The organism is Xanthomonas sp. CFBP 8152 (genome assembly GCF_014199025.1).
Taxonomy (GTDB): domain Bacteria; phylum Pseudomonadota; class Gammaproteobacteria; order Xanthomonadales; family Xanthomonadaceae; genus Xanthomonas; species Xanthomonas arboricola_B.
This window is the reverse complement of record NZ_JACHNO010000001.1, coordinates 393,709-416,018: the sequence shown is the minus strand read 5'-3', so window position 1 is coordinate 416,018 and position 22,310 is coordinate 393,709. Positions and strand designations below refer to the sequence as shown.

Genomic DNA, 22,310 nt, shown 5'->3' with positions numbered 1-22,310 from the left:
CTGGCCGCTCCAGACCCGCACACGTTGGCTGCGATGCAGCACGCTTGTGCAACGCCTCCCGCGCGCTCAGCTCAGCCGACGAAGTGCTGATACCCGCGCCGCGGCGGCTGCCACGGGTTGCCGTTGGCGTCGTGGACCACCACCCCCGGCGTGGCGACGATCTGGCCGATGCGCGTCGCCGCGACGCCGGCGAAGTCCATCGCCTGCACCACCGCGTCGCGGTGGTGCACGGCAGCGGTGAAGCACAGCTCGTAGTCGTCGCCGCCGCCGAGTTGCCAGCCTATGCATTGCAGCGCGCTGATCCCGGTGCTGCACGGCATCGCCGGCAGTGCCGCCAGCGCCAGCTGCGCGCCCACGCCGCTGCGTTCGCACAGATGGCCCAGATCGGCCAGCAAGCCGTCGGAGACGTCCACACAGGCATGCGCAAGCCCACGCAAGTGCAGCCCGGCCTGCACACGCGGCTGCGGGCGCAACAGGCGACCGCGCCAAAGTTCGTGCAAGGGGTCGGCCGCCGCACAGGTCACGTCCAGCTGGCCGGCTTGCCACAGCGACAACGCCGCCGCCGCCTCGCCCGGCGCGCCGGTCACCCACACATCGTCGCCCACACGTGCACCATCGCGACGCAGCGCCGCACCCGGCGGCAGGCTACCGATCGCAGTCACCGCACACGCCAACGGCCCGCGCGTGGTGTCGCCACCGACCAGCGCAATGGCATGCGCATCGGCCAGTGCAAGGAATCCATCGGCGAACGCATCGACCCACTCGACATCGTCGTGCGGCAACGACAGCGACAAGGTGCACCAGCGCGGTTGCGCACCCATCGCGGCCAGATCGGACAGATTGACCGCCAGCGTCTTCCAGCCCAGATCCTCGGCACGCGTCTCGTGCGGGAAATGCACGCCCGCATTGAGCGTATCGGCAGTGATCGCCAGCTGCTCGCCTGGCGGCGGCTGCAGCAATGCCGCATCGTCGCCAATCCCCAACGGCACATCCGCACGCGCCGCAATGCGCGCGCGCAAGCGGGCAATCAGATCGAATTCGGGCATGGGGACGGGAATCGGGAGAAGGGAATCGGGAATCGGGAATCGCAAAAGCACATCAGGAGATATCGGAGATGGTGCTCTTACAATTCCCCATTCCCGACTCTCCATTCCCGCGGCGCCTCAGGCGCCTCAGGCGCCGCTGGCGCCCGACTCCAGCTTGCGCCACTCGACAGAGGCGCGATCCAGCACGCCATTGACGTAGGTGTGGCCATGCTCGGAGCCGAAGCGCTTGGCGGTTTCGATCGCTTCGTTGATCACCACGCGGTACGGCACGTCCTGGCGATACAGCAGTTCGTAGGCGGCCAGGCGCAGCACCGCGCGTTCGATCGCGTCGACCTCTTCCACGCCGCGATCCAGATACGGCGTCAGCGCGGTGTCGAGCTCGGCACGGTTGCTCAGCACGCCTTCGACCAGGTTTTCGAAATAGGCCAGATCGGCCACTTCGTGCGCCTGCTCGTGCGCAAACTGGGAGATCACCTGCTTGGCGAACCCGCCGGAAATCTGCCAGGCATATACCGCCTGCAAGGCACGCCGGCGCGCGCGCGAACGCAGCACCGGGTCGATGCCGTCGCGACGGACGTGGCGGGCGTGTCCACCGGACTTGCTCATGGCAACAACTCCATCAAATTGACCAGTTCCAATGCCGCAAGCGCGCATTCTTCGCCCTTGTTGCCATGGCTGCCGCCGGCACGCGCCTCGGCATCTTCCACACGCTCGACCGCCAGCACGCCGTTGAGCACCGGGACGCCGGTCTGCAACTGCACGCTCATCAGGCCTTCGGCGCACAGGTCGGCAACGTGTTCGTAGTGGCGGGTGTCGCCGCGGATCACGCAGCCCAGCGCGATGATCGCCGCATGCTGGCCGGATTGCCCCAGGCGGTTGGCGGCGATCGGAATTTCCCAGGCGCCCGGCACGCGGACCACGTCGATGGCGTCCTCGCCGATGCCGTTGCCGGCCAGGCTCTGACGCGCACCGGTGACCAGCGCGTCGGTGATGCGGGCATTCCAGCGGCTGGCGACGATCGCAAAGCGCGCGGTAGTGGGGCGGAGATCGCCTTCGTAGTGGGTCATGCGGGTCGGCAACTCGAGGGGGCGGCAAGTTTAACAGCTGCCGGGGCCTGGCCCGGCCGGTGCGTGCCGGCCGGGCTGCCGAAGCAGCCCCGGCCATGTCGTCAGGAAACGATTCGGGAGCGCGCAGTACAGGCTGGTGCGGCGGGCAGCTGGCGTGGTCGATGCGCGACAACCATAAGAACCGCTCGACCAGCGCGGTTCTTGCGGCGCGTCCGCCAATCACCGGACAGCGGCGACTCCAGGCCGCCAGCGTGTCTCAGGGCAGCGCGGCCGCCAGCACCGAGCGCACGCCTGCGCCGGGGTGGCATTCCAGGTACTCCACCACCTCCAGCCCGAACCCGGCCAGGCCCACCTGACGCCGCGGCGTGCCCAGCACGCGCAGCTTGCCCAGGCCCAGTTCGGCCAGGATCTGCGCGCCGGCCCCGTTGCGCCGCCACTGGCTGACGTCCTTGGCGTTGGTGGCCGCTTCCGGTTGCTGGCGCAGCCGCGCCAGCAAGGATTCGCTGTCGCGCGGTGCCGACAGCACCACCATCACGCCCTGCCCTTCGGCGGCGATCGCACGCAAGGCATCGGTGGCCGGCACACCGAAGTCATCGCGCTGCCAATGCAGCAGGTCGGCCAGCGGGTTTTCCACCTGCACGCGCACTAGCGTCGGTGTGTGCGGATCGGCAGTGCCGCGCACCAGCGCAAAATGCAGATCGTGCGCGATGCGGTCGCGGTAGGTCACCAGCGTGAACGGGCCGAACTCGGTACTGATCTCACGTTCGTCAACGCGCTCGACGGTGTGCTCGTTGGCCAGGCGATAGGCGATCAGGTCGGCGATCGACCCCATCTTCAGCCCGTGCTCGCGCGCGAACACTTCCAGCTGCGGACGCCGCGCCATGCTGCCATCCGGGTTGAGCACTTCCACCAGCACGCCGGCCGGTTCCAGCCCGGCCAGCATCGGCAGGTCGCTGGCCGCCTCGGTGTGGCCGGCGCGGGTGAGCACGCCGCCGGGCTGCGAGATCAGCGGGAAGATATGCCCCGGCTGGCTCAGATCCTGCGGCTTGGCATCCGGCCGCACCGCGGTGCGCACGGTGTGCGCGCGGTCGTAGGCGGAGATGCCGGTGGTCACGCCTTCGGCCGCCTCGATGCTGACGGTGAAGTTGGTCTGGAACTGCGCAGTGTTGTTGCGCACCATCGGCGCCAGGCCGAGCTGCGCGCAGCGCTCGCGGGTCAGCGACAGACACACCAGCCCGCGCGCGTGGGTCACCATGAAATTGATGTCCGACGGCTTGACCAGCTCGGCGGCCATGATCAGATCGCCTTCGTTCTCGCGGTCCTCGTCATCGACGATCACCACCATGCGGCCGGCGCGCAGTTCCTCGATCAATTCCGGAACGGGTGCGAAATTCATGCCGCACCCCGCGTGCCGAGCAGGCGTTCGACATAACGCGCCACCAGATCGATCTCCAGATTCACCGCCGCGCCAACCGCGGTCTGCGCAAACGCGGTGTTGGCCACCGTGTGCGGAATCAATGCGACTTCGAAGCCGTCCTCGTCCACGTCGTTGACGGTCAGGCTGACCCCGTCCACGCAGATCGAGCCCTTCTTGGCGACATAGCGCAACACCGCCGGCGGGGCGGCAAACCGCCAACGCTGCGCACGCGCATCGCCATGCACCGACTGCACCTGGCCCAGACCGTCGACATGCCCGCTGACCAGATGCCCGCCGAGGCGGTCGGTCGGGCGCATCGCGCGCTCCAGATTGAGCACCGCGCCTTCCGGCAAGGCGCCCAACGTGGTCAGCGACAGGGTTTCGGTGGAGGCATCGGCCTGGAAGCTGCCGGCATCGAAGGCGACCACGGTCAGGCACACGCCGTTGACCGCGATGCTCTCGCCCAGTTGCACCGCTTCGAACGGCAGGCTGCCGGTGGCGAAGGTGAAAAGCACATCGCCGCCTTGCGGCTGGCGCGCCGCCAGACGGCCGACGCCTTCGATGATTCCTGTAAACATCAGCGCACCTCCGTCGTTGATGACGACAGCGCGGACGGAGTGCGGTGGAAGATCGCGACGCAGCGCGACGGGTGACGCATGGACATAGTCGTTTCTCGCAGGAGTTGAGCGAAAAACGCCACAAGGCAAACAGGCGCGCGCGCAGCCGCAAGGCTACGCGTTGGCCGTCTTCTTTCATCCGGACTATACCGTCGGCCCCGGCATCGCACCGGATCTGCTGACCTTGCCCAGCGGGGGTGTCGCGTTGGTCCGCTCAACCCTGGAGTGCAAGCGCTCGCGGGCTCGCATGCTTGCGCATGCCTACCGCCGGTGGGGAATCGCACCCCGCCCTGAAGACGTTTGTGAGTACCGGCGAACCGGCGTGCAAAGTCTAACAGGGCACATCGGCGCGATGGCCAAGGGTGAGCGCAGGCTGGCAGGACACTGCGTCATGTCGGGAAATCCCCCATAGCCAGGATTGTGAAGGATCTGTTAATTTACGCGCCGCGACGGGAGACGTCGCTTTTTCCATCCCGCAACGGGACGGAGACACGGACATCAATTCGGAGAGAGACATCCAATGCGTAACACCCTGATTCTGGCTGCCCTGCTGGCCGCCGCACCGTTTGCCGCCTCGGCCGAAGGCCTGAGCTATTCCTATGTCGAAGGCGGCTGGAACCGGACCGAAATCAACGTCAACGACGAATCGGACGACATCGACGGCGGCTACATCCGCGGCTCATGGCAGATTGCCCAGCCGGTGTACCTGCTGGCCAGCTACGAGCGTGCCACCAAGGACTACAACCTCGGCAGCGGCTTCGTGATCGACGGCACCCTGCAGCAGGCGACCGTGGGTATCGGTTACCGCCAGGAAATGACCGAGCGCGTGGAGTTCACCGCCGACATCAGCGTGCTGCGCACCAAGGTCGAATCCGATCTGCGCCTGCGCGGCCGTTCGATCGACAACGCGTCCGACTCGACCAACCTGGGCTTCGCCAACCTGGGCCTGCGCGGCAAGCCCTCGCCACGGACCGAAGCCTGGATCAAGGCCGGCTACATCGACGGCAGCGACGTGGACGAAGGCGAGTTTGTCGGCACCCTGGGTGGTCAGGTCAACTTCACCCGCACCTGGGGCCTGGTTGCCGAAGCGCAGTTCGTCGACAACGCCAACCAGTACAAGGTCGGCGTGCGCGCAAGCTTCTGATCGACGCGTCGCGCAGAGATACCAAGGCCCCGCATGCGGGGCCTTTTTCATGCGCGCAACAGCACAGCCGCGCGGCATCGCGCACGCCATGCAGCGCTCACCCGGCAGCGACCGGCGCATAGCGCAGACGCAGATCCTGACCCAGCTGGCGCACATCCAGCAGCTGCAACGCAGCGCGCTGCGCCATCGTCTCGATGCCAAGCCCCGCCAGCAGCGGCCTGGCGGTGTCGCCCAGCAGTACCGGTGCCATGTAGACCAACAGTTCGTCGACCAGCCTGGCCTGCAGCAGCGCACCGCCCAGCGTTGCGCCGGCTTCCACATGCACCTCGTTGATGCCGCGCTCGCCAAGCAGGGCCAACACCGCCGCCAGGTCGAAGCGGCCGGCATGTAACGGCATCGCAAGGAACTGCGCATCGTCCAGTGCCGGCGCGGCCACATCCTCGCCATGCAGATACAGCGTTGGCGCATCGCCCTGACGCATGTTCCTGCACGCCAACGTTCGCAGCCCGGCATCGAGCACCACGCGCAGCGGCGGCACGAACGGCGTGTCCTCGCCCAACCGCACCGTCATGGAGGGGTCGTCGGCCAGCACCGTGCCCGCACCCGTGAGGATCGCGCCCGCACGCGCACGCCAGCGCTGCACATCCGCGCGCGCGTCACTTCCGGTGATCCATTTGGACTCACCGCTGGCCAGCGCAGTACGTCCATCCATGCTGGCGCCGAGCTTGACCCGCAGCCATGGCCTGCCCCGCTCCACCCGCGACAGAAATCCCTGGTTGAGCGCGCGCGCCTGTGTTTGCAGGACGCCGCTGAGCACCTCGATCCCGGCCGCGCGCAGCAGCGCAAACCCGCCGCCGTTGACCTGCGGAAACGGGTCGGCCATCGCCGCGACCACACGCGCCACGCCTGCATCGATCAGGGCCAGCGCACAGGGCGGCGTGCGTCCGTAGTGCGCACACGGCTCCAGCGTCACGTAAGCGGTGGCGCCGCGCGCCTGCGCGCCGGCCGCGCGCAGCGCGAACACTTCCGCATGCGGGCCACCGGCACGTTGATGAAAGCCTTCGCCCACGCACACGCCATCGCGCACGATCACGCAGCCAACCATCGGATTGGGGCGGGTGGTGCAGGCGCCGCGCTCGGCCAGGCGCAATGCCTGCGCCATCCAGCGGTGATCGTCGGCCGTTGCGCTCATTGCGGCGCCGCTTGCGGTTCGATACACATCACCACGATCTGCATCGGCCCCAGCAGTAATTCTGCATGCGTATGCCAGCCCAGCCGCTGATAAAACGGCAACAGCACTGGTTGGCAATACAGATACAACGCCGGCACGCCCATGCGCGCGGCGGCCTGCACGCAGTGCGTCACCAGCGCCTCGCCGATGCCCTGCCCGCGCGCCTGCGGCTGCACGTACAGCGACGCCAGCCATGGCGACCATTGGCGAATACGCGCATCGTCGTTGTCCAGCAGGCTGACCGACCCGAGCCACTGCGCCTGATCGAGCGCCACCCACGTGATCGGGATCACCCCGTCGCGGGTGTGGCTGCGCAACTCGCTCAAGGCCGCGTCGAAGTTCCAGTCCGGCAACAGACTGCCGAAGGCCTGCAGATGCGCCTGCGCGATCGCGGGCAGCAGCTGCGGCGTGTCGGCCACGCAGGCGATGCGCATCGCGCTCACCGCTTGCCGGGCTTGCCGGCACGCTCCAGGGCCGCTTCCAGCAACGGCAATTGCTCGATGCCGACCGGTAGCTCGCGCTCGAGCTTTTCGATTTCCTCGCGGAAATCGGCCACGTCCTGAAAGCTGCGGTACACCGAGGCGAAGCGCACATAGCCCACGTGATCGAGCTTGCGCAGCTCGACCATGACGTATTCGCCGACACGCAGCGAGCCAACCTCGCGCTCGCCGGACATGCGCAACTGATGCACCACCGCGCGCACCGCCGCTTCGATCTGCTCTTCGGACACCGGGCGCTTTTGCAGCGCGCGGTCGAAACTGGTGCGCAGCTTGCGCGCGTCGAACGCCTCGCGCCCGCCATCGCTCTTGACCACGGTCGGCAGCTTGAGTTCGATCGTTTCCAGGGTACTGAAACGCTCGCCGCACGCCTCGCACTCGCGGCGACGACGAATCGTCGTCCCGTCTTCGGACACCCGCGAATCGATCACGCGGGTGTCGTTGTGCTGGCAGAAAGGGCAGTGCATCAGGCGTCCAGGAATAGGGAGAGGGGAATAGGGAATCGGAACGGCACAGCTATCGCAGCGTTGCTTCTACCATTCTCGTCTCCCTATTCCCCATTCCTACCTCAGCCATACACCGGATACTTCTTGCACTGCGCAGTCACTGCGTCGCGGACCTTGGCCAGCACGGCTTCGTCGCCGGGGGCGTCGAGCACGTCGGCGATCCAGTTGGCCAGGTCGACACTGTCCTGCTCCAGGTAACCGCGGGTGGTGATCGCCGGGGTGCCCAGACGCAGGCCGGAGGTGACGAACGGCGAGCGTGGGTCGTTGGGCACCGCGTTCTTGTTGACGGTGATGTGGGCCTTGCCGAGCGCGGCTTCGGCGTCCTTGCCCGAGACGTCGCGGCCGATCATGTCCACCAGCATCAGGTGATTCTCGGTGCCGCCGGACACGATCTTGTAGCCGCGCGCGATCAGCGTGTTGGCCATCGCCTGCGCGTTCTTGACCACCTGCTGCTGGTAGGTCTTGAATTCCGGCTCCAGCGCTTCCTTGAATGCCACCGCCTTGGCCGCGATCACGTGCATCAGCGGGCCGCCCTGGATGCCGGGGAACACGATCGACTGCAGCTTCTTCTGCAGCTCTTCGCTCGCGCCCTTGGCCACGATGATGCCGCCGCGCGGGCCGCGCAGGGTCTTGTGGGTAGTCGAGGTGACCACGTGCGCATGCTCCAGCGGGCTCGGATACACGCCGGCGGCGACCAGCCCGGCCACGTGCGCCATGTCCACGAACAGATACGCACCGACGCTGTCGGCGATGGCGCGGAAGCGCGCCCAGTCGATCTTCTGCGAATACGCAGAGAAGCCGGCCACGACCATCTTCGGCTTGTGCTCGGTGGCCAGACGCTGGACTTCGTCATAGTCGATCAGGCCCTGCGCGTTGACGCCGTACTGCACGGCATTGAACAGCTTGCCGGAAACGTTGACCTTGGCGCCGTGGGTCAGGTGGCCGCCATGGGCCAGACTCATGCCCAGGATGGTGTCGCCGGGCTGCAGCAGCGCCAGATACACCGCCTGGTTGGCCTGCGAGCCGCTATGCGGCTGCACGTTCGCATAGTCGGCGCCGAACACCTGCTTGATGCGCTCGATCGCCAGCTGCTCGGCAATGTCGACGAATTCGCAACCACCGTAGTAGCGCTTGCCCGGATAGCCTTCGGCGTACTTGTTGGTCAGCTGGCTGCCCTGGGCTTCCATCACCAGCGGGCTGCAGTAGTTCTCGCTGGCGATCAGCTCGACGTGATCCTCCTGGCGGCCGGCTTCAGCAGCGATGGCCTTGGCCAGTTCGGGGTCGTAGGTTTCCAGTCGGACGTCGCGCGAGAACATGCAGAGCTCCGGGGCAGCTGTTGCCAGTAGGGGCGCAGATTGTAAGCCCCCGCGCGGACAGGTGACCAATTGCGACGCTGGCGCGGGCCGCGCACGCAATGGCCCGTTCCGCCCTTGAACGACAAAGGCGCACCGGAGTGCGCCTTTGCAGGATGCCCTGGCCGCTTGCCGGGCCGGGCCAGTGCCGTGGCCTAGTTGTTGAGCACCAGATCGGCGATCACACCGGTGGCGATGGCCACCAGCAGCAGATTGCCGGTGTTGTCGCGCTGCCAACGGTAGCCATACGGCGGGCGGCGCAGGTTGTAGCGGTCGTAGTCGTTGATCACGTAGACCGGGCCGTGGTAGCGCTGGCCGCGGGCCCAGTACGGGCGCGGCGGCGGGCCGGCGCGGTAATAGCTGGGGCGATCGTAGACATAGACCCGGTTGCGGTCGTAGCGACGGTCCTGATAACGGGCATCGCGATAGCCCTCGCGGTAGCCGTTGCTGTAGTAGCGGCGGTCATCGCGACGGTCGGCCCGGCGCTCGTCCTGCCAGTCGCGGCGATCGTTGCGCCAATTGCCATGCTGATCGCGGTCGCGGTCGCGGCGATCGTCGCGGTCATGCCCACGACGATCGTGGCCGTGGCCCCAGTCGTCGGCAAACGCTGCCGGGGCCACGGAACCCAGCGCCAGGATGGAGGAAAGCACAACAGTCACGATGCGTTTGCGGTTCATGGGATTGCTCCTGTCTGCGATGTCGCAATTTCATTAAGGCGCTAACCGCCTTAACGCATTCCTGCTGGAATCGATTACGAAACCGCCCATTCAGGTGCGAGGTAAGCTGCCGTTTAGCTGCCGCATCGCCGCCGCGAGTCAGTCCGGTTGCCCGTATAATCGCCGCAATCCCTTTTCCGCTGCCTCCGGCCCCGGCCGGCGGGCTGCCTGCGTCCACGGAGCACCCATGTCGCAATACATCTACACCATGAACCGCGTCAGCAAGGTGGTCCCGCCCAAGCGGCAGATCATCAAGGACATCTCGCTTAGCTTTTTCCCGGGCGCCAAGATCGGCCTGCTGGGCCTGAACGGCGCCGGCAAGTCCACGGTGCTGAAGATCATGGCCGGCGTGGATACCGACTTCGAGGGCGAAGCCCGTCCGCAGGCCGGCATCAAGGTCGGCTACCTGGCCCAGGAACCGCAGCTCAACCCCGAGCACACCGTGCGCGAAGCGGTCGAGGAAGGCGTGGGCGACGTGCTGCAGGCCCAGGCCGCGCTGGATGCGGTGTACCTGGCCTATGCCGAGGAAGGCGCCGATTTCGACGCCCTGGCCAAGGAACAGGAACGCCTGGAAGCGATCCTGGCCGCCGGCGATGCGCACACCCTGGAAAACCAGCTGGACGTGGCCGCCGATGCGCTGCGCCTGCCGCCGTGGGATGCGGTGGTCGGCAAGCTGTCCGGTGGCGAGAAGCGCCGCGTGGCGCTGTGCCGCCTGCTGCTGCAGAAGCCGGACATGCTGCTGCTCGACGAGCCGACCAACCACCTGGACGCCGAATCGGTGGAGTGGCTGGAGCAGTTCCTGGCGCGCTACACCGGCACCGTGGTGGCGGTCACGCATGATCGCTACTTCCTCGACAACGCCGCCGAGTGGATCCTGGAACTGGACCGCGGCCGCGGCATTCCGTGGAAGGGCAACTACACCGACTGGCTGACCCAGAAGGACGAGCGCCTCAAGCAGGAAGACAACCAGGAAAAGTCGCGCCAGAAGGCGATCCAGAAGGAACTGGAATGGTCGCGCCAGAATGCCAAGGGCGGCCGTACCAAGGGCAAGGCGCGTCTGGCCCGCCTGGAAGAACTGCAGTCGGTGGATTACCAGAAGCGCAACGAGACCAACGAGATCTTCATCCCGCCGGGCGAGCGCCTGGGCAATGCGGTGATGGAGTTCAAGAACGTCTCCAAGAAGTTCGGCGACCGCCTGCTGATCGACAATCTGTCGATGATCGTGCCGCCCGGCGCCATCGTCGGCATCATCGGCCCCAACGGTGCCGGTAAGTCCACCCTGTTCAAGATGATCACCGGCGCGGAGAAGCCCGATTCCGGCGAGATCGTGGTCGGCCCGACCGTGCAGCTGTCGTACGTAGACCAGAGCCGCGACAAGCTGGAAGGCAACCACAACGTGTTCCAGGAGATCGCAGGCGGCCTGGACATCCTCAACATCAACGGTGTGGAGATCCAGTCGCGCGCCTACATCGGCCGCTTCAACTTCAAGGGGCAGGACCAGCAGAAGATGGTCGGCTCGCTGTCCGGTGGTGAGCGCGGCCGTCTGCATATGGCCAAGACCCTGCTGCAGGGCGGCAACGTGCTGCTGCTCGACGAACCCTCCAACGACCTGGACATCGAGACCCTGCGTGCGCTGGAAGATGCGCTGCTGGAGTTCCCGGGCAACACCTTCGTGATCTCGCATGACCGCTGGTTCCTGGATCGCATCGCCACGCATATCCTGGCGTTCGAAGGCGACTCGCACGTGGAGTTCTTCCAGGGCAACTACCGCGAGTACGAAGAAGACAAGCGCCGCCGCATGGGCGATGACGCAGGCCCCAAGCGTTTGCGCTTCAAGGCGCTGAAGTAAGCACGACGAGGGCGCCGCAAGGCGCCCTTGTCATATGCGGGTGCAGCTGCGGCATCCGACGAAATTAAAGGTCGTAGGACAGCACGTCTTCGAAGCCGAAGGTGGCGAAGTTCTCGATCCGCGAGGGATACAGGCGGCCGACCAGATGGTCGTATTCGTGCTGCACCACGCGTGCGTGGAAGCCTTCGGCCTCGCGTTCGATCGGGCTGCCGTCGGGTGCGAAGCCGCGGTAGCGAATGTGGCGATAGCGCGGGATGACGGCACGCAGGCCGGGAATGGACAGGCATCCTTCCCAGCCGTTTTCCATTTCCTCCGACAACGGTTCGATCTGCGCATTCGCCAACGCGGTGCGCGGCACCGCCGGCGCGTCGGGATAGCGTTCGCTGGCGTCGAAGCCGAACACCATCAGCTGCAGATCCACCGCGATCTGCGGTGCGGCCAGGCCAACGCCGCGCGCATCGTCCATGGTCTCGAACATGTCGGCCACCAGCGCGCGCAGCTCGGCGCTGCCCAGGTTGGTCACCGGTGGCGCCACGCGCAGCAGGCGCTTGTCGCCCATGCGGATAATCTCGCGAATCATCTGGCTGCTCCCGGGAAACGTTGCGGTGATTTTAAGACCTGTGCGGTAGGCGTAGGTGAGCTTCGGGATTGGGGTACGGGGATTCGGGATTGGTAGCTGGGCATTGGTTGGCGCTGCTTGGCGGTTCGCATCTCCGCCAGGCTTCGCACGTCCCCGCGTCCGCCCATTCGGGGCAGCTTCTCCGGGAAGGAGAAAATCGCCGGCCCCGGTTGGTCGCGTCAAAAATCCGGCCGACCCCGGATGCGTGCCGCCGATGCAGCACCCTGCAATTCCTTCGACGCAAGTGCACCGGTAACTGTCTCAGGCGAGCGCTTCGCATTCAGCGCCTTATATGTCAAAAGATTGACACGCATCACGGATTCATGCTTCAGTCATGAACAGACTGAAACGGAAGGATTCCCCCGACGCCGGTGCCTGCATGGCGTTCCTTTCCCCTGTTGGACTCAAGGAAACCCCAACGATGATGAGCTTCCGTAAGCCCGGATGGATGCTGTCCGGAGTGTTGTGTGTCGTCTGCCTGCCGGCCATGGCCTTGGCGCAGGAGACTGCAACCACCAGTTCCAAGGTCGGTATCGATCCCGTCACCGGCAAGCTACGCCCGCTGACCGACGCCGAGAGCGCCGCGCTGGATCAGCAGGCTGCGTCGGCTGCCCGCAGCAGCGCTGCCCGCGCTGCGGTTCCGCAGACCGAATCTGCCGCACGCGCGACCGAGCGACGCCTGCCCAACGGCACCGTGGTGCGCAAGTTGCCGGCCACGCAGATGAGCTCGTTGATGGCGACGCGTCAGGCCGATGGCCGCATCGTCATCGAGCACAGCGAAGACGCCGACACCCAACCCGCCCACGCCGAGCACGGAGCGCTGCCGCATGAATAAGCCCTCGTTGCTGTTGTCTCTGGCCGTGGCTGCGGCCATCGCGCCGCTGCATGCAAGCGCCGCCAACGTCACGTTGATCAACGGCGACGCCGGCACCAGCGTCGGCTTGAACGACCCCACCACCGCAGCGCCCTTGGGCGGCAACCCGGGGCGCTCGGTCGGCGAGCAGCGCCGCATCGCCTACCAGTACGCGATGGACCTGTGGGGCGCGGTGCTGCAGAGCAATGTCGAGATCAAGGTGTATGCCTCGTTCGCGCGGCTGACCTGTACCGCCACCGGCGGCACGCTGGGCCAGGCCGGCCCGAACTGGATCGTCAACGACTTCCCCGGTTCCAAGCCCAATACGCTGTATCCGTCTGCGCTGGGCGATGCAATCGCCGGGCAGGATCTGGTCCCCGACCCCAGCGATCCGGCCGACGTGTTCTCGCAATTCAACGGCGATCTGGGCAAGCCCGACTGCCTGGCCGGCTCGGGCTGGTACCTGGGCCTGGACGGCAAGACGCCCGAGGGCAAGATCAACTTCCTCAACGTGGTGATGCACGAGATCGGCCACGGCCTGGGTGCGGCCGGCTTCCTCAACAAGACCACCGGTGTGCTCGGCTCGGGCAGCGGCCTGACCGATGTCTACACCGCGCAGGCCTTCGACAATGTGCAGAACAAGCGCTTCGACGACCCGGCCATGACCAATGCGCTGCGTGCAGAAGCGATGCGCACGCCCGGCCGTACGGTGTGGGCCGGCACGCGGGTCAACCGCGAAGCCGCGCTGATCCTGGATCCGCGCACCCTGTTGCAGGTGAGCGCACCGGCCAGCGCGGCGGGCAAGTTCGAGGTGGGCTTTGCCAGCTTCGGGCCACTGGCCACGGCGGCCAATTTCCCGGCGCGCGCGGTGGTGACGGTCAATGACGGGGTGGCTGCCGCATCGGCCAGCGATGGCTGCGAAACGCCGTTCGTCAATGCGGCCGAGGTGGCCGGCAGGGTGGCGCTGATCGACCGCGGCACCTGCGCGTTCGCGGTCAAGGTCAAAAACGCACAGCTCAACGGTGCGGTGGGCGTGATCGTGGCCAACAACGCGGCCGGCGTGCAGACGATGGGCAATGCCGCCCCGCCGATCACCGACATCGCCATCCCGGCGATCATGGTGTCGCAGGCCGATGGCGCGCGGCTGAAGGGCAGCACCGGGGTGGTGGCGGCGCTGTACGAAGACCCCGAGCTGTTGCAGGGCACCGACACCGCGGGCCGCACGCGCTTGTACGCGCCCAGCGTGGTGGCCGGCGGTTCGACGTTCTCGCACTTCGATACCGACCTGCAGCCGAACGCGTTGATGGAACCGTTCGATACGCCGGAAGTGCAGGCGCATCTGAACATCGACCTGACCCCGGCGCTGTTTGCCGATATCGGCTGGACGCTCAATCGCGGGCTGGCCAAGCTGGGCAACTGCAATACGCTGGTGCCGACGCTGGAAACCGGCGGGCTGATTCCCGGCGCGAACATCTCGGCCGAAAACAGCCTGTGCAAGACGCAGAACGCCGGTAACCGTCTGGGGTACCTGACCTGCATGGACGAGCACGCACGCGAATTGCAGAACCAGGGTGCAATCAGCCGCATTCAACAGGCAGCGGTGTTTGTCTGCGCCACCAAGGTGCGCCCGTAAGCGACGGGCGCGGCCTGCAGGCAGTTGGTGGAATGCGAACGGCGCCCCAAAGGCGCCGTTCGCTCACCCCCTCATGCCGCTCAAGCGGGGCCGCACCAGCAGCGATGACGCACAACGCCTTACCGGGCCCGGCGCGCAGTCGTCCCAGTCATTGCCGCGCGGATTCGCCCGCTTCCGGCATCGGCAGCAAGCCGAACACATCGCGCAGATAGCGCAGGTAACCGGCGTCCTCGCACATGCTCTTGCCGGGCGAGTCGCTCAGTTTCGCCACCGGCTGCCCATTGCAGCGGACCATCTTGATCACGATCTGCAGCGGCATTGGCCCCAGGTCGTTGGTGAGGCTCGTGCCTACGCCAAATGCCAGCCGGCAGCGCGTGTGGAAGTGCGCGTACAGCCGCATCACCTTGTCGATATTGAGGCCGTCGCTGAACACCAGCACCTTGGTCGCGGGATCGATGCGGTGTGCCTGCAGGTGGGCGATGACCCGCTCGCCCCATTCGAACGGGTCGCCCGAATCATGGCGCATGCCGTCGAACAGCTTGCAGAAGTACAGATCGAAATCGCGCAGGAAGGCGTCCAGCCCCACCACATCGGACAGGGCGATGCCCAGATCGCCACGGTACTCGCGCGCCCACGATTCCAGCGCGGCCACCTGCGAGTCGCGCAGCCGCGGCCCCAACGCCTGGAACGCCTGCAGGTACTCGTGCGCCATCGTGCCCAGCGGGGTCAGGCCGTAATGCTTGGCGAAATACACATTGCTGGTGCCGACGAACTGCTCGCCCAGGCCATCGCGCAGCAACGGCAGCAACTCGCCGTGCCAGTGCCGCGAATAGCGCCGCCGGGTGCCGTAATCGGCGATCTTGCAGCCGGCCGGCATGCTGCGCAGGCTGCTCACCTTCTCGCGCAGGCGGCGACGGCCTTCTTCGTAATCCGGCTCGGAGGTGTTGCGGAACCACACCTCGTTGATGATCGCCAGCAACGGCACCTCGAACAGGATGGTATGCAGCCAGGGGCCGCGGATGGTCAGCTCGATCTCCCCTGGGTGGCTGGTCGATGCCGACAGCTGCAGATACTTGCGGTCCAGATGGAACAGCGCCAGGAAGTCGGCAAAGTCCGGCTTGATGAAGCGCAGGCCGCGCAGATAGCCCACTTCATCCTCGCGCAGACGCAGCCGGCACAGCGCGTCGATCTCGCGCGAGATCTCGTCGATGAACTGCGCCAGATCCACACCAGGCGTGCGGCACTTGAAGCGGTAATCGACTTGCGCGGCCGGATGCTGATGCAGCACCGCCTGCATCATGGTGAATTTGTACAGGTCGGTGTCGAGCAGCGAATGGATGATCATGCTGCCGGATTATGCCCGCAGCGGCGATCGCGCTGCGTGCAAACCGTTCCCATGCCCCGGGCGGCGGTGCGCTGCGCGGCGGCAGTGCGCTTGGCGATCTCACTTGGCAACTGCGCTCGGCAGCTTCTCTGAGAGATGGCCGGGCGTGATCGCTCAGCGCGCCAGCACCTGCTGCGCAGGTTTGCCCTGCACGGTGAAGTCGCTGTCGCCTGGCCCACCGGCCTTGGGGTCGGTGTACCAGCACCACAGCGCGATGCCGTCCACGCCGTGCGCCTGCAGGACCTTGCGCCACTGCTGCAACACCTGCAGCTGCAGGCGGGTGTCGACTGCGGCGGCGCGTTGTTCCGGGCTTTCCCATGGCGCGGCCAGGCTGCCGCGTGCAGAACGCAGCCCCAGCTCCGCCACCCACACTGGCTTGCCCACGCGCTGCCCGAGTTGCTGCAGACGCTGCGCGGCAGCGTTCATCTCGGCCGTGCGTGTAGCGGCCGCTTCGGACAGCCGCGGATACAGGCTGGTGCCCACTGCATCGAACAAGGACCAGTAACGGAAGCTTTCGGCGTGCTCCATGCCGTCGGCCACGTACAGCAGCTTGCCGTGGTAGACCTTGCGCACTTCCGCCACCAGGCCAGGCCACTGCGGCGCGTCCTGCAGCTTGCGCAGTTCGGTGCCGATCACCAGCGCTTCGGCGTGCTCGTCTTCGGCCAGTCTGGCCAACGGCAGCAACGCGTTCTGATACGCGGCAAACCAGGCTGCCTGGTCTGTGGGCGCCGTGTCGCCGGCCCAATGTCCGGGAATCCACACATGCACCTTGAGCGTGGCCTGCAGACCGGCGTGATGGCTCTGCCGCAACGCGGCGCGCATGGCCTCCACGCTGCTGTCGCTGCCCAGCACCGGGTCATTCGACTGTGGGTTGGCCTGCCACACAAATGCCACCAGTAGCGCCCTGCTGGCGCCGGTTCTGGCCAGCGCGTCCAGCGACTGCGCCGCCGCTTCGCTTTCCCACGGCGCGTTGGCCGAGACCTTGACGTTGGCGCCCATCCACGTCGATGCGTCCGCGTTGCAGCCGTTGACCAGCATGCACGCCCCGACCAGAAACGCAGTGCTCAGAACGCGTTTGAACATGCGGCAGATGCCTCGGTGGTGGAGGCCGTCGTGGTGTGCGCGCAGTCCACTGCACCGATGCCAGCGGCGTTCCTGCCCGGCTGCACCATTGCAGCAGTGGCAGCTCTGGCATCAACGGGCGCGCTGGCGCCGGCAGCGACCTGCCCGGACACGGCCGCGGAAGTGGCTGCGGCGGGCTGCAACTGCCTAGCGTCCGCTGCCGACGTTGCCGCGCCGTTGGTGGGCAACGACACCGGCGCAGCCATGACCATCGCCTCGCCCTGCAGCAAGGATTGCGCATCGGCAGGCGCCGCACGCATCCAGCTGCCCCAGCCCTGCGGCTGCACCCAGGCCGCACCGATCAGACCCAGCAACAGCAGGCCGGCGGCCTGACTGCGCTGATCGGCATGGAGTGCACGCAACAGCAATGCCACCGGCACCCACAGCAGCAACAAGGCGTCGAACCCGGCCCAGCCGAAGGCAAACGACAACGCCGCTGCGCAGATCACGGTGCCGGCGCTGGCCACCACGCCGCGCGTGAGCGCGCTGCTGCAACTGCGGGCCAGCAATGCCAGGACCGGGAAGCAGACCACCGCCGCCACGCCCCACCGCACGGCCGGCAACCAGCCCAGCGCGTGGTCGGCCAGCGGCAACGGCAGCGGATGCGCGCCCTGCCCGATGCTCGACAGCGACGGCCACGGTGCGTTGAACACGGTCAGATTGACGTAGGCCCACATGCCGACCAGGAACGCGAACGGCAGATAGCACACCAGATAGAACGACCCCGGCGCCTTGCGCAGCATCTGCGGCGGCATCACCAGCAGCAGCCACGGTGCCACCATCGTCGACAACGCAAGTGTCTGCACATCCAGGCACAGCAGGATGCACAACCAGCCGGCGATGCGCAGGTAGGTGAAGGCCTCCACCGGCATCTGCAGGCGGCGCAAGGTGCGGCACAAACCGTAGAACGCCAGCAGACCCACCGCCTGGCTTCCGCCGGCGGCGATCGGCAACAGGAACAGCGGATTGCAGCCCACCAATACCGTCAATCCGCTGGCCCAGCCGCGTCCGAACACGCCGGCCAGATCGCGCCACAGCAGCGACAGGAACAGTGCATTGGCGGCAACTGCCAGGAACGGCCAGACCTGGAACGGCAGATTCCAGCTGTCCAGTCCGAGGTTGATCGCCCACGCCAGCAAACTGGTCGCCGGCAAGCTGTCCGCGGGCGCAATTGCCGGTGCGGCGGAGCCGACCGACTGCAACAGCAAGGGTTGGCTCAGCAGCGACAGGGCCACCACGGCGACCAGAAACGCCGGCAGCCCGCTGTGACGACGCGAGACGGCCGACTCACTCTTCGAGTGCGGCGCGGCGCTCGTTTTCCGAATGCTTGCTGATGCCATGAGTGGTCTTCTCCCAATAGAACGGATTGTGGATCAGCTGCCAGAGACCCTTGTAAGCGGCGATCGACTGCAGCGCCCAATAGAACGGCACGGTCAGCGCGTAGGGCGCCAGCTTGAAGTAGTCGCGTTTGAACGCAGCCACCAGCGTGATGTAGATGAAGAACGCATTGGCCAACAACAGATTGACCAACGACACGGTCGCCAGCCAGGGCGGGAAGAAGCGCTCGAACGCGGTTGTCCCGGTCACGGCCCAGCCCACATACAGCGCCCACAGCACCGGCACGCCCAATGCGGTGAAGAAGCCGCCGCCAATGAAGAACTGAAAGCCCCAGAAGCCCTTGAAACCGGTGCTGCGATACAGATGCACCGGGTCGCGCATGTGCACCAGCCAGGTCTGCATGTAGCCCTTGAGCCAGCGCGACCGCTGCCGGATCCAGTTGGGAATGCTGACGTTGGCTTCTTCGAACGTGGTGGAATTGACCACGTTGACGCGGTAGCCGTTCTGGATCAGCCGCACGCCCAGATCGGCGTCTTCGGTGACGTTGTACGGGTCCCATGCACGCACCTGGCGCAACACATCCAGACGGAAGTGGTTGGACGTGCCGCCCAGTGGAATCGGAATGCGCAGGTACTCCAGCGCCGGCAGGTAGAAGTCGAACCAGAGCGTGTACTCCAGCGTGAACATCCGCGTCAGCCAGTTCTCGTCGGCGTTGTAGTAGTTCAAGCGCGCCTGGATGCACACCACGTCCTTTTCGGCCTTGCGGAATGCGGCCACCACGCGCTTGAGCTGATCCGGCTCGGGCTTGTCTTCGGCGTCGTAGATGGTGAGCAGTTCGCCGCGCGCAAAATGCAGCGCGTAGTTGCAGGCCTTGGGCTTGGTCTTGGGCTGCGACGGCGGCACCCGGATGATTTCGAAGAACGCCTCCAGGCCGAGTTTCTTGGCGGCTTCGATGGTGTCGACATCGTCCGCTTCCAGCACCAGCTTCACGTCGAGCTTGCTGATCGGGTAATCCAGCTTGCGCAGCGCGTTGGCCAGGATCGGCAGGACTTCCGGCTCCTTGTACATCGGCACCAGCACGGTATAGACCGGCAGGTCGTCATCGCGCAGCGCGGCCACTTCGTCTTCGGTGACCTTGATGTCGATGCGGTGGCGCGAGCCGAACCACACCAGCAACAGCTTCAGCCCGAAGGTTGCCAGAAAGCCCAGCGCCACCAGCGTGTTGACGGTGATCAGGGCCGGCACCGGGAACAGCACCATTGAGATCACCAGCACCGCGGCAATTGCCCACAGCGTGAACTTCTGTCCGCGCGTCACCACCTGGCGCGCCGAATAGGTCGGCGCATGCGCTGCAAGCAGGTTCAGCGCGTTGTCGGTGAGCTGCTCGTCGGCATAGCGCTGCAGGCTCCAGATGATGTCGAACTTGGCGGTGCCGACAAAACGCACGTCTTCGCCATAGTGCGCACGCGCCCAGGCAAACACCGCCGGGTCGGGATCGGCCACGGCCAGCACCAGCACGCCGTCCTCGCGACGCCACGGCAGCAGCAGGCGCTGCGCGTAACTTTCCAGATCGCCGGGGGTGAGCAGTTCCGGATCCGGCGGCTGCTGCACCAAGTCGATGAACTCAAGACCGAAATGCGCGGCGACGATGGCGTAGAACCGCTGCGCCGGTACGCCGCGCTGGGCCAGGATCACATCGCCCAGGCGCGAGTTCCAGCGTTGCTGCAACGCCAGCGCCGAGCGCAGCTGTTCGTCGGTGATGACGCCTGCCGTGACCAGCGCGCGACCCAACAGACCGCGCTCGCGGCCGATGTCCGGTGCCCGTCCAAGCGCCTCCATTTCGCAGGTGACCGTCATTGTCGTGGCGTCCTTAGAACCGCCACCAGGCGGCCACGAATGGCCCACCCGCGGCGCCGGTGTTGCGGCCCATGACAGGCTGCTGATAGCCCACCTGCCACTGGCTGCCGCCCGGCGCGGTGTACAGCGTGGACAGCTGCAGCTTGGTGAGGTCGTAGTTGGTGCCGGTGGCGACGAAGCCGGAATCGCCAGGTGTCGAGCCAACGACAAACGCGTCGTTACGACCGTTACCCAGGCCCTGGATCACGTTGACTTCGCCGAGCAGCAACCAGCTCGGGGTCAGGCTCAGGCCGGTGGATGCATCCACCCGCACTTCGTCGGAAGCGGCACTGCCGCGCAAGCGCACCGCGCCCCCCAGATCGACGTAGCCGTTGCGCCCGCCCAGCGTGTAACCACGCCCACGGCTGTAACGCAGCTCCAGGCCGTAGTCGCCGAGGCCGAGCGCGGGGTCGCGCCCAGGATTGTTTGGGTGATAGGTTTTGCTACGCCCGTAGGCCGGGAGACTGACCAAGGCCTGCACCGCGCTACGCCAGACGTCGTCGGCCGCGCTTGGCAGTGCGTAGCGCAGGCCGATCTCCTGATCGGCAAAGCCGGTCGTGCTGCGGCGTGCCCGCCCGGGCGCACCGTTCACCGGTTCGTCGTTGTTGAAGCCGACTTCGGTGAAATAGAAATTGCCGATCACGCTCAGCGTATCGCTCAGACCATGCTCGACATACACATTGAGCTGGTCCTGGCGGCTGCGTCCGTTGTTGCCGAAATCACCGCGGTGATGGGCGTCGTCGAACCAGCCGGTGCCATCGCTATGCAGCGCCTTGACGATCACCAGGGTGTCGCCCTGCGGCTGGGTCCAGGCACCGGCCAAGGCCGTACCCGGCACGGCAGCCATCAGGCAGCTCAACGCGAGCGCCGACAGCGCAGCCACCGGCGCGCGACACATGGTGGACTCAAGAGAAGGGGGCAAGGCAACCGAACTGGACTGCAGCGCGGCGGCGCATGGCTGACGTACCCGCAGCTGCGGGTCGTTGTGTAAGGACATTGCACGATTCCTGATGGGGGACCCGGAAGGGACAGGAAGCTAGTGATTGATCACACTTCGAGGCGAAACGTATCACAGTTAAGTTCCGCCACCCATCACCGATTTATCACAAATTTAACGCGAGCGGACTCATCTGTTTTGCAACAATCTCGGCACCTGGGCGGCCGCATGGGTCCAGATCGCCAGCCAGACGCCAAGCCGGGTGACCCGCCCGCGCCGGCCCGCCTCGAACTTGCGGAAATAGCGCCACAGGCCGCGGTGCTTATGCCACTCGACAAAGAACGGCCGCGAACGACTGGACACGCCGCGCACATGCAGGACCTGCAGATCGTTGGCCACCGCCACCAGCGCGCCGGCCTGACGCGCACGTCGGCACAGGTCCAGGTCTTCGGCGTGCAGCCGGTAGCCGCCGTCCCAGCCGTCGAGCCGGTCGAACAGGCTGCGTTGCATCAGCATCAAGGCGCCGGAAATGGCGTCCACCACCTGCAAGGTCGCAGACGGATCGGCCGGCACCGCCAGCTGGGCGGCAGCGCGCGGTGCGCGCAACATCGCCGCAAAATCCGGATCGCGACGGCGCACGGCGGCATCCGGCTGCCCCTGCTCGTCTACCTGCTCCACGCCCAACAGCACCGCCGCATGCCCGGACGCGCGCGCGCACAGCTGCGCCAATGTATCGCGTTCGACCATCAGGTCCGGGTTGATGAAGACCAGCCAGGGCGCCTGCGAGTCGCGCGCGCCCTGGTTGCAGGCGGTCGCAAAGCCCGGGTTGTCCGGATTGGCGATGAAGTGCAGCCGCGCATCGGCCAACGCATGCCGCTGCACGACCTCCAGCGTATCGTCGCTGGACGCGTTGTCGACCACCCGGATCTCGCTGATGCCCTCTGCCGCGCGCAGCCGCGACAGGCATGCATCGATGGTGCTGCTGCTCTGATAGGTGACGACGACGGCGGCAATCTGGACGGGAGTCATCCGGCCATTATCCGGCCCCGGGGCAGCGCAACGCCATTGGGCGTGTGCCGGCGCCGA

Annotated in this window: 21 protein-coding genes and 1 riboswitch; of the genes, 4 read left to right on the top strand and 17 right to left on the bottom strand. The window is 66.4% G+C overall.

The window, feature by feature from the left end:
- Nucleotides 1–71 precede the first annotated feature (71 nt).
- The 5 genes from thiL to FHT09_RS01825 all read right to left on the bottom strand — a co-directional run bounded on the left by thiL (nt 72) and on the right by FHT09_RS01825 (nt 4,108).
- Complete coding sequence (gene thiL, locus FHT09_RS01845) at nt 72–1,046, bottom strand: thiamine-phosphate kinase (RefSeq protein ID WP_104607342.1); 975 nt, start codon at nt 1,044–1,046, stop codon at nt 72–74.
- A 126-nt stretch (nt 1,047–1,172) separates the two neighbouring features.
- Entirely contained in the window at nt 1,173–1,652 is a 480-nt protein-coding gene (nusB, locus tag FHT09_RS01840; RefSeq protein WP_047130649.1) for a transcription antitermination factor NusB, read from the bottom strand.
- Nucleotides 1,649–2,113, bottom strand: a complete 465-nt coding sequence (gene ribH / locus FHT09_RS01835; protein WP_053045801.1) for a 6,7-dimethyl-8-ribityllumazine synthase — start codon at nt 2,111–2,113, stop codon at nt 1,649–1,651. The genes nusB and ribH overlap by 4 nt, the downstream gene beginning before the upstream one ends.
- Nucleotides 2,114–2,369: 256 nt before the next feature.
- Nucleotides 2,370–3,509, bottom strand: a complete 1,140-nt coding sequence (ribB, locus tag FHT09_RS01830; RefSeq protein WP_104607343.1) for a 3,4-dihydroxy-2-butanone-4-phosphate synthase — start codon at nt 3,507–3,509, stop codon at nt 2,370–2,372.
- Nucleotides 3,506–4,108 (bottom strand): riboflavin synthase, encoded by a 603-nt coding sequence (locus tag FHT09_RS01825; protein ID WP_102596703.1) that lies wholly within the window; start codon nt 4,106–4,108, stop codon nt 3,506–3,508. The genes ribB and FHT09_RS01825 overlap by 4 nt, the downstream gene beginning before the upstream one ends.
- A 162-nt stretch (nt 4,109–4,270) precedes the next feature.
- A riboswitch (FMN riboswitch) is annotated at nt 4,271–4,449 on the bottom strand.
- A gap of 218 nt (nt 4,450–4,667) precedes the next feature.
- Here FHT09_RS01825 and FHT09_RS01820 point away from each other — a divergent pair.
- Nucleotides 4,668–5,291, top strand: a complete 624-nt coding sequence (locus FHT09_RS01820; RefSeq protein WP_104536284.1) for a hypothetical protein — start codon at nt 4,668–4,670, stop codon at nt 5,289–5,291.
- Between the two features lie 97 nt (nt 5,292–5,388).
- On the opposite strand, the gene ribD is transcribed toward FHT09_RS01820, so the two are convergent.
- The 5 genes from ribD to FHT09_RS01795 all read right to left on the bottom strand — a co-directional run bounded on the left by ribD (nt 5,389) and on the right by FHT09_RS01795 (nt 9,554).
- Entirely contained in the window at nt 5,389–6,483 is a 1,095-nt protein-coding gene (gene ribD / locus FHT09_RS01815) for a bifunctional diaminohydroxyphosphoribosylaminopyrimidine deaminase/5-amino-6-(5-phosphoribosylamino)uracil reductase RibD (protein WP_104607344.1), read from the bottom strand.
- Complete coding sequence (locus FHT09_RS01810; protein WP_104536740.1) at nt 6,480–6,956, bottom strand: GNAT family N-acetyltransferase; 477 nt, start codon at nt 6,954–6,956, stop codon at nt 6,480–6,482. The genes ribD and FHT09_RS01810 overlap by 4 nt, the downstream gene beginning before the upstream one ends.
- Nucleotides 6,957–6,961: 5 nt before the next feature.
- Nucleotides 6,962–7,486: a transcriptional regulator NrdR gene (gene nrdR / locus FHT09_RS01805; protein WP_006453216.1), complete on the bottom strand. Its 525-nt coding sequence runs from the start codon at nt 7,484–7,486 to the stop codon at nt 6,962–6,964.
- Between the two features lie 101 nt (nt 7,487–7,587).
- Complete coding sequence (gene glyA, locus FHT09_RS01800) at nt 7,588–8,841, bottom strand: serine hydroxymethyltransferase (protein WP_104536286.1); 1,254 nt, start codon at nt 8,839–8,841, stop codon at nt 7,588–7,590.
- 191 nt (nt 8,842–9,032) lie between these two features.
- Nucleotides 9,033–9,554 (bottom strand): RcnB family protein, encoded by a 522-nt coding sequence (locus FHT09_RS01795; protein WP_104607345.1) that lies wholly within the window; start codon nt 9,552–9,554, stop codon nt 9,033–9,035.
- A 226-nt stretch (nt 9,555–9,780) separates the two neighbouring features.
- On the opposite strand from FHT09_RS01795, the gene ettA reads away from it, so the two are divergent.
- Entirely contained in the window at nt 9,781–11,442 is a 1,662-nt protein-coding gene (ettA, locus tag FHT09_RS01790; protein ID WP_024940592.1) for an energy-dependent translational throttle protein EttA, read from the top strand.
- A 64-nt stretch (nt 11,443–11,506) separates the two neighbouring features.
- Here ettA and def read toward each other — a convergent pair whose 3' ends face one another.
- Entirely contained in the window at nt 11,507–12,022 is a 516-nt protein-coding gene (gene def, locus FHT09_RS01785; protein WP_104607346.1) for a peptide deformylase, read from the bottom strand.
- Nucleotides 12,023–12,482: 460 nt separating this feature from the next.
- Here def and FHT09_RS01780 point away from each other — a divergent pair, with 460 nt between their 5' ends.
- Both FHT09_RS01780 and FHT09_RS01775 read left to right on the top strand, forming a co-directional pair.
- The gene (locus tag FHT09_RS01780) at nt 12,483–12,896 is read left to right on the top strand and encodes a hypothetical protein (protein ID WP_104607347.1); all 414 of its coding nucleotides are present in this window, start codon (nt 12,483–12,485) and stop codon (nt 12,894–12,896) included.
- Nucleotides 12,889–14,547: a PA domain-containing protein gene (locus FHT09_RS01775; RefSeq protein ID WP_104607348.1), complete on the top strand. Its 1,659-nt coding sequence runs from the start codon at nt 12,889–12,891 to the stop codon at nt 14,545–14,547. The genes FHT09_RS01780 and FHT09_RS01775 overlap by 8 nt, the downstream gene beginning before the upstream one ends.
- Nucleotides 14,548–14,695: 148 nt before the next feature.
- On the opposite strand, the gene pncB is transcribed toward FHT09_RS01775, so the two are convergent.
- The 6 genes from pncB to FHT09_RS01745 all read right to left on the bottom strand — a co-directional run bounded on the left by pncB (nt 14,696) and on the right by FHT09_RS01745 (nt 22,253).
- A complete protein-coding gene (gene pncB, locus FHT09_RS01770) occupies nt 14,696–15,892 on the bottom strand; it encodes a nicotinate phosphoribosyltransferase (protein ID WP_104607349.1) in 1,197 nt (398 codons plus the stop codon).
- A 153-nt stretch (nt 15,893–16,045) separates the two neighbouring features.
- A complete protein-coding gene (locus tag FHT09_RS01765; RefSeq protein ID WP_104607350.1) occupies nt 16,046–17,014 on the bottom strand; it encodes a glycosidase-like protein in 969 nt (322 codons plus the stop codon).
- The gene (locus FHT09_RS01760) at nt 16,996–18,291 is read right to left on the bottom strand and encodes a hypothetical protein (protein WP_104607351.1); all 1,296 of its coding nucleotides are present in this window, start codon (nt 18,289–18,291) and stop codon (nt 16,996–16,998) included. The genes FHT09_RS01765 and FHT09_RS01760 overlap by 19 nt, the downstream gene beginning before the upstream one ends.
- Before the next feature lie 49 nt (nt 18,292–18,340).
- Complete coding sequence (locus FHT09_RS01755) at nt 18,341–20,248, bottom strand: glycosyltransferase family 2 protein (RefSeq protein ID WP_104607352.1); 1,908 nt, start codon at nt 20,246–20,248, stop codon at nt 18,341–18,343.
- Between the two features lie 13 nt (nt 20,249–20,261).
- The gene (locus FHT09_RS01750; protein WP_166774105.1) at nt 20,262–21,284 is read right to left on the bottom strand and encodes a hypothetical protein; all 1,023 of its coding nucleotides are present in this window, start codon (nt 21,282–21,284) and stop codon (nt 20,262–20,264) included.
- 129 nt (nt 21,285–21,413) lie between these two features.
- Nucleotides 21,414–22,253 carry a glycosyltransferase family 2 protein gene (locus FHT09_RS01745; RefSeq protein ID WP_104607353.1) on the bottom strand — a complete coding sequence of 280 codons (840 nt, stop codon included), beginning with the start codon at nt 22,251–22,253 and terminating at the stop codon, nt 21,414–21,416.
- Nucleotides 22,254–22,310: the final 57 nt, after the last annotated feature.

Excerpts from the sequence above, each read along its gene's own strand:
- thiL (WP_104607342.1), bottom strand. The coding sequence starts at position 1,046 with ATGCCCGAATTCGATCTGATTGCCCGCTTGCGCGCGCGCATTGCGGCG.
- nusB (WP_047130649.1), bottom strand. The coding sequence starts at position 1,652 with ATGAGCAAGTCCGGTGGACACGCCCGCCACGTCCGTCGCGACGGCATC.
- ribH (WP_053045801.1), bottom strand. The coding sequence starts at position 2,113 with ATGACCCACTACGAAGGCGATCTCCGCCCCACTACCGCGCGCTTTGCG.
- ribB (WP_104607343.1), bottom strand. The coding sequence starts at position 3,509 with ATGAATTTCGCACCCGTTCCGGAATTGATCGAGGAACTGCGCGCCGGC.
- FHT09_RS01825 (WP_102596703.1), bottom strand. The coding sequence starts at position 4,108 with ATGTTTACAGGAATCATCGAAGGCGTCGGCCGTCTGGCGGCGCGCCAG.
- FHT09_RS01820 (WP_104536284.1), top strand. The coding sequence starts at position 4,668 with ATGCGTAACACCCTGATTCTGGCTGCCCTGCTGGCCGCCGCACCGTTT.
- ribD (WP_104607344.1), bottom strand. The coding sequence starts at position 6,483 with ATGAGCGCAACGGCCGACGATCACCGCTGGATGGCGCAGGCATTGCGC.
- FHT09_RS01810 (WP_104536740.1), bottom strand. The coding sequence starts at position 6,956 with ATGCGCATCGCCTGCGTGGCCGACACGCCGCAGCTGCTGCCCGCGATC.
- nrdR (WP_006453216.1), bottom strand. The coding sequence starts at position 7,486 with ATGCACTGCCCTTTCTGCCAGCACAACGACACCCGCGTGATCGATTCG.
- glyA (WP_104536286.1), bottom strand. The coding sequence starts at position 8,841 with ATGTTCTCGCGCGACGTCCGACTGGAAACCTACGACCCCGAACTGGCC.
- FHT09_RS01795 (WP_104607345.1), bottom strand. The coding sequence starts at position 9,554 with ATGAACCGCAAACGCATCGTGACTGTTGTGCTTTCCTCCATCCTGGCG.
- ettA (WP_024940592.1), top strand. The coding sequence starts at position 9,781 with ATGTCGCAATACATCTACACCATGAACCGCGTCAGCAAGGTGGTCCCG.
- def (WP_104607346.1), bottom strand. The coding sequence starts at position 12,022 with ATGATTCGCGAGATTATCCGCATGGGCGACAAGCGCCTGCTGCGCGTG.
- FHT09_RS01780 (WP_104607347.1), top strand. The coding sequence starts at position 12,483 with ATGATGAGCTTCCGTAAGCCCGGATGGATGCTGTCCGGAGTGTTGTGT.
- FHT09_RS01775 (WP_104607348.1), top strand. The coding sequence starts at position 12,889 with ATGAATAAGCCCTCGTTGCTGTTGTCTCTGGCCGTGGCTGCGGCCATC.
- pncB (WP_104607349.1), bottom strand. The coding sequence starts at position 15,892 with ATGATCATCCATTCGCTGCTCGACACCGACCTGTACAAATTCACCATG.
- FHT09_RS01765 (WP_104607350.1), bottom strand. The coding sequence starts at position 17,014 with ATGTTCAAACGCGTTCTGAGCACTGCGTTTCTGGTCGGGGCGTGCATG.
- FHT09_RS01755 (WP_104607352.1), bottom strand. The coding sequence starts at position 20,248 with ATGACGGTCACCTGCGAAATGGAGGCGCTTGGACGGGCACCGGACATC.
- FHT09_RS01750 (WP_166774105.1), bottom strand. The coding sequence starts at position 21,284 with ATGTCCTTACACAACGACCCGCAGCTGCGGGTACGTCAGCCATGCGCC.
- FHT09_RS01745 (WP_104607353.1), bottom strand. The coding sequence starts at position 22,253 with ATGACTCCCGTCCAGATTGCCGCCGTCGTCGTCACCTATCAGAGCAGC.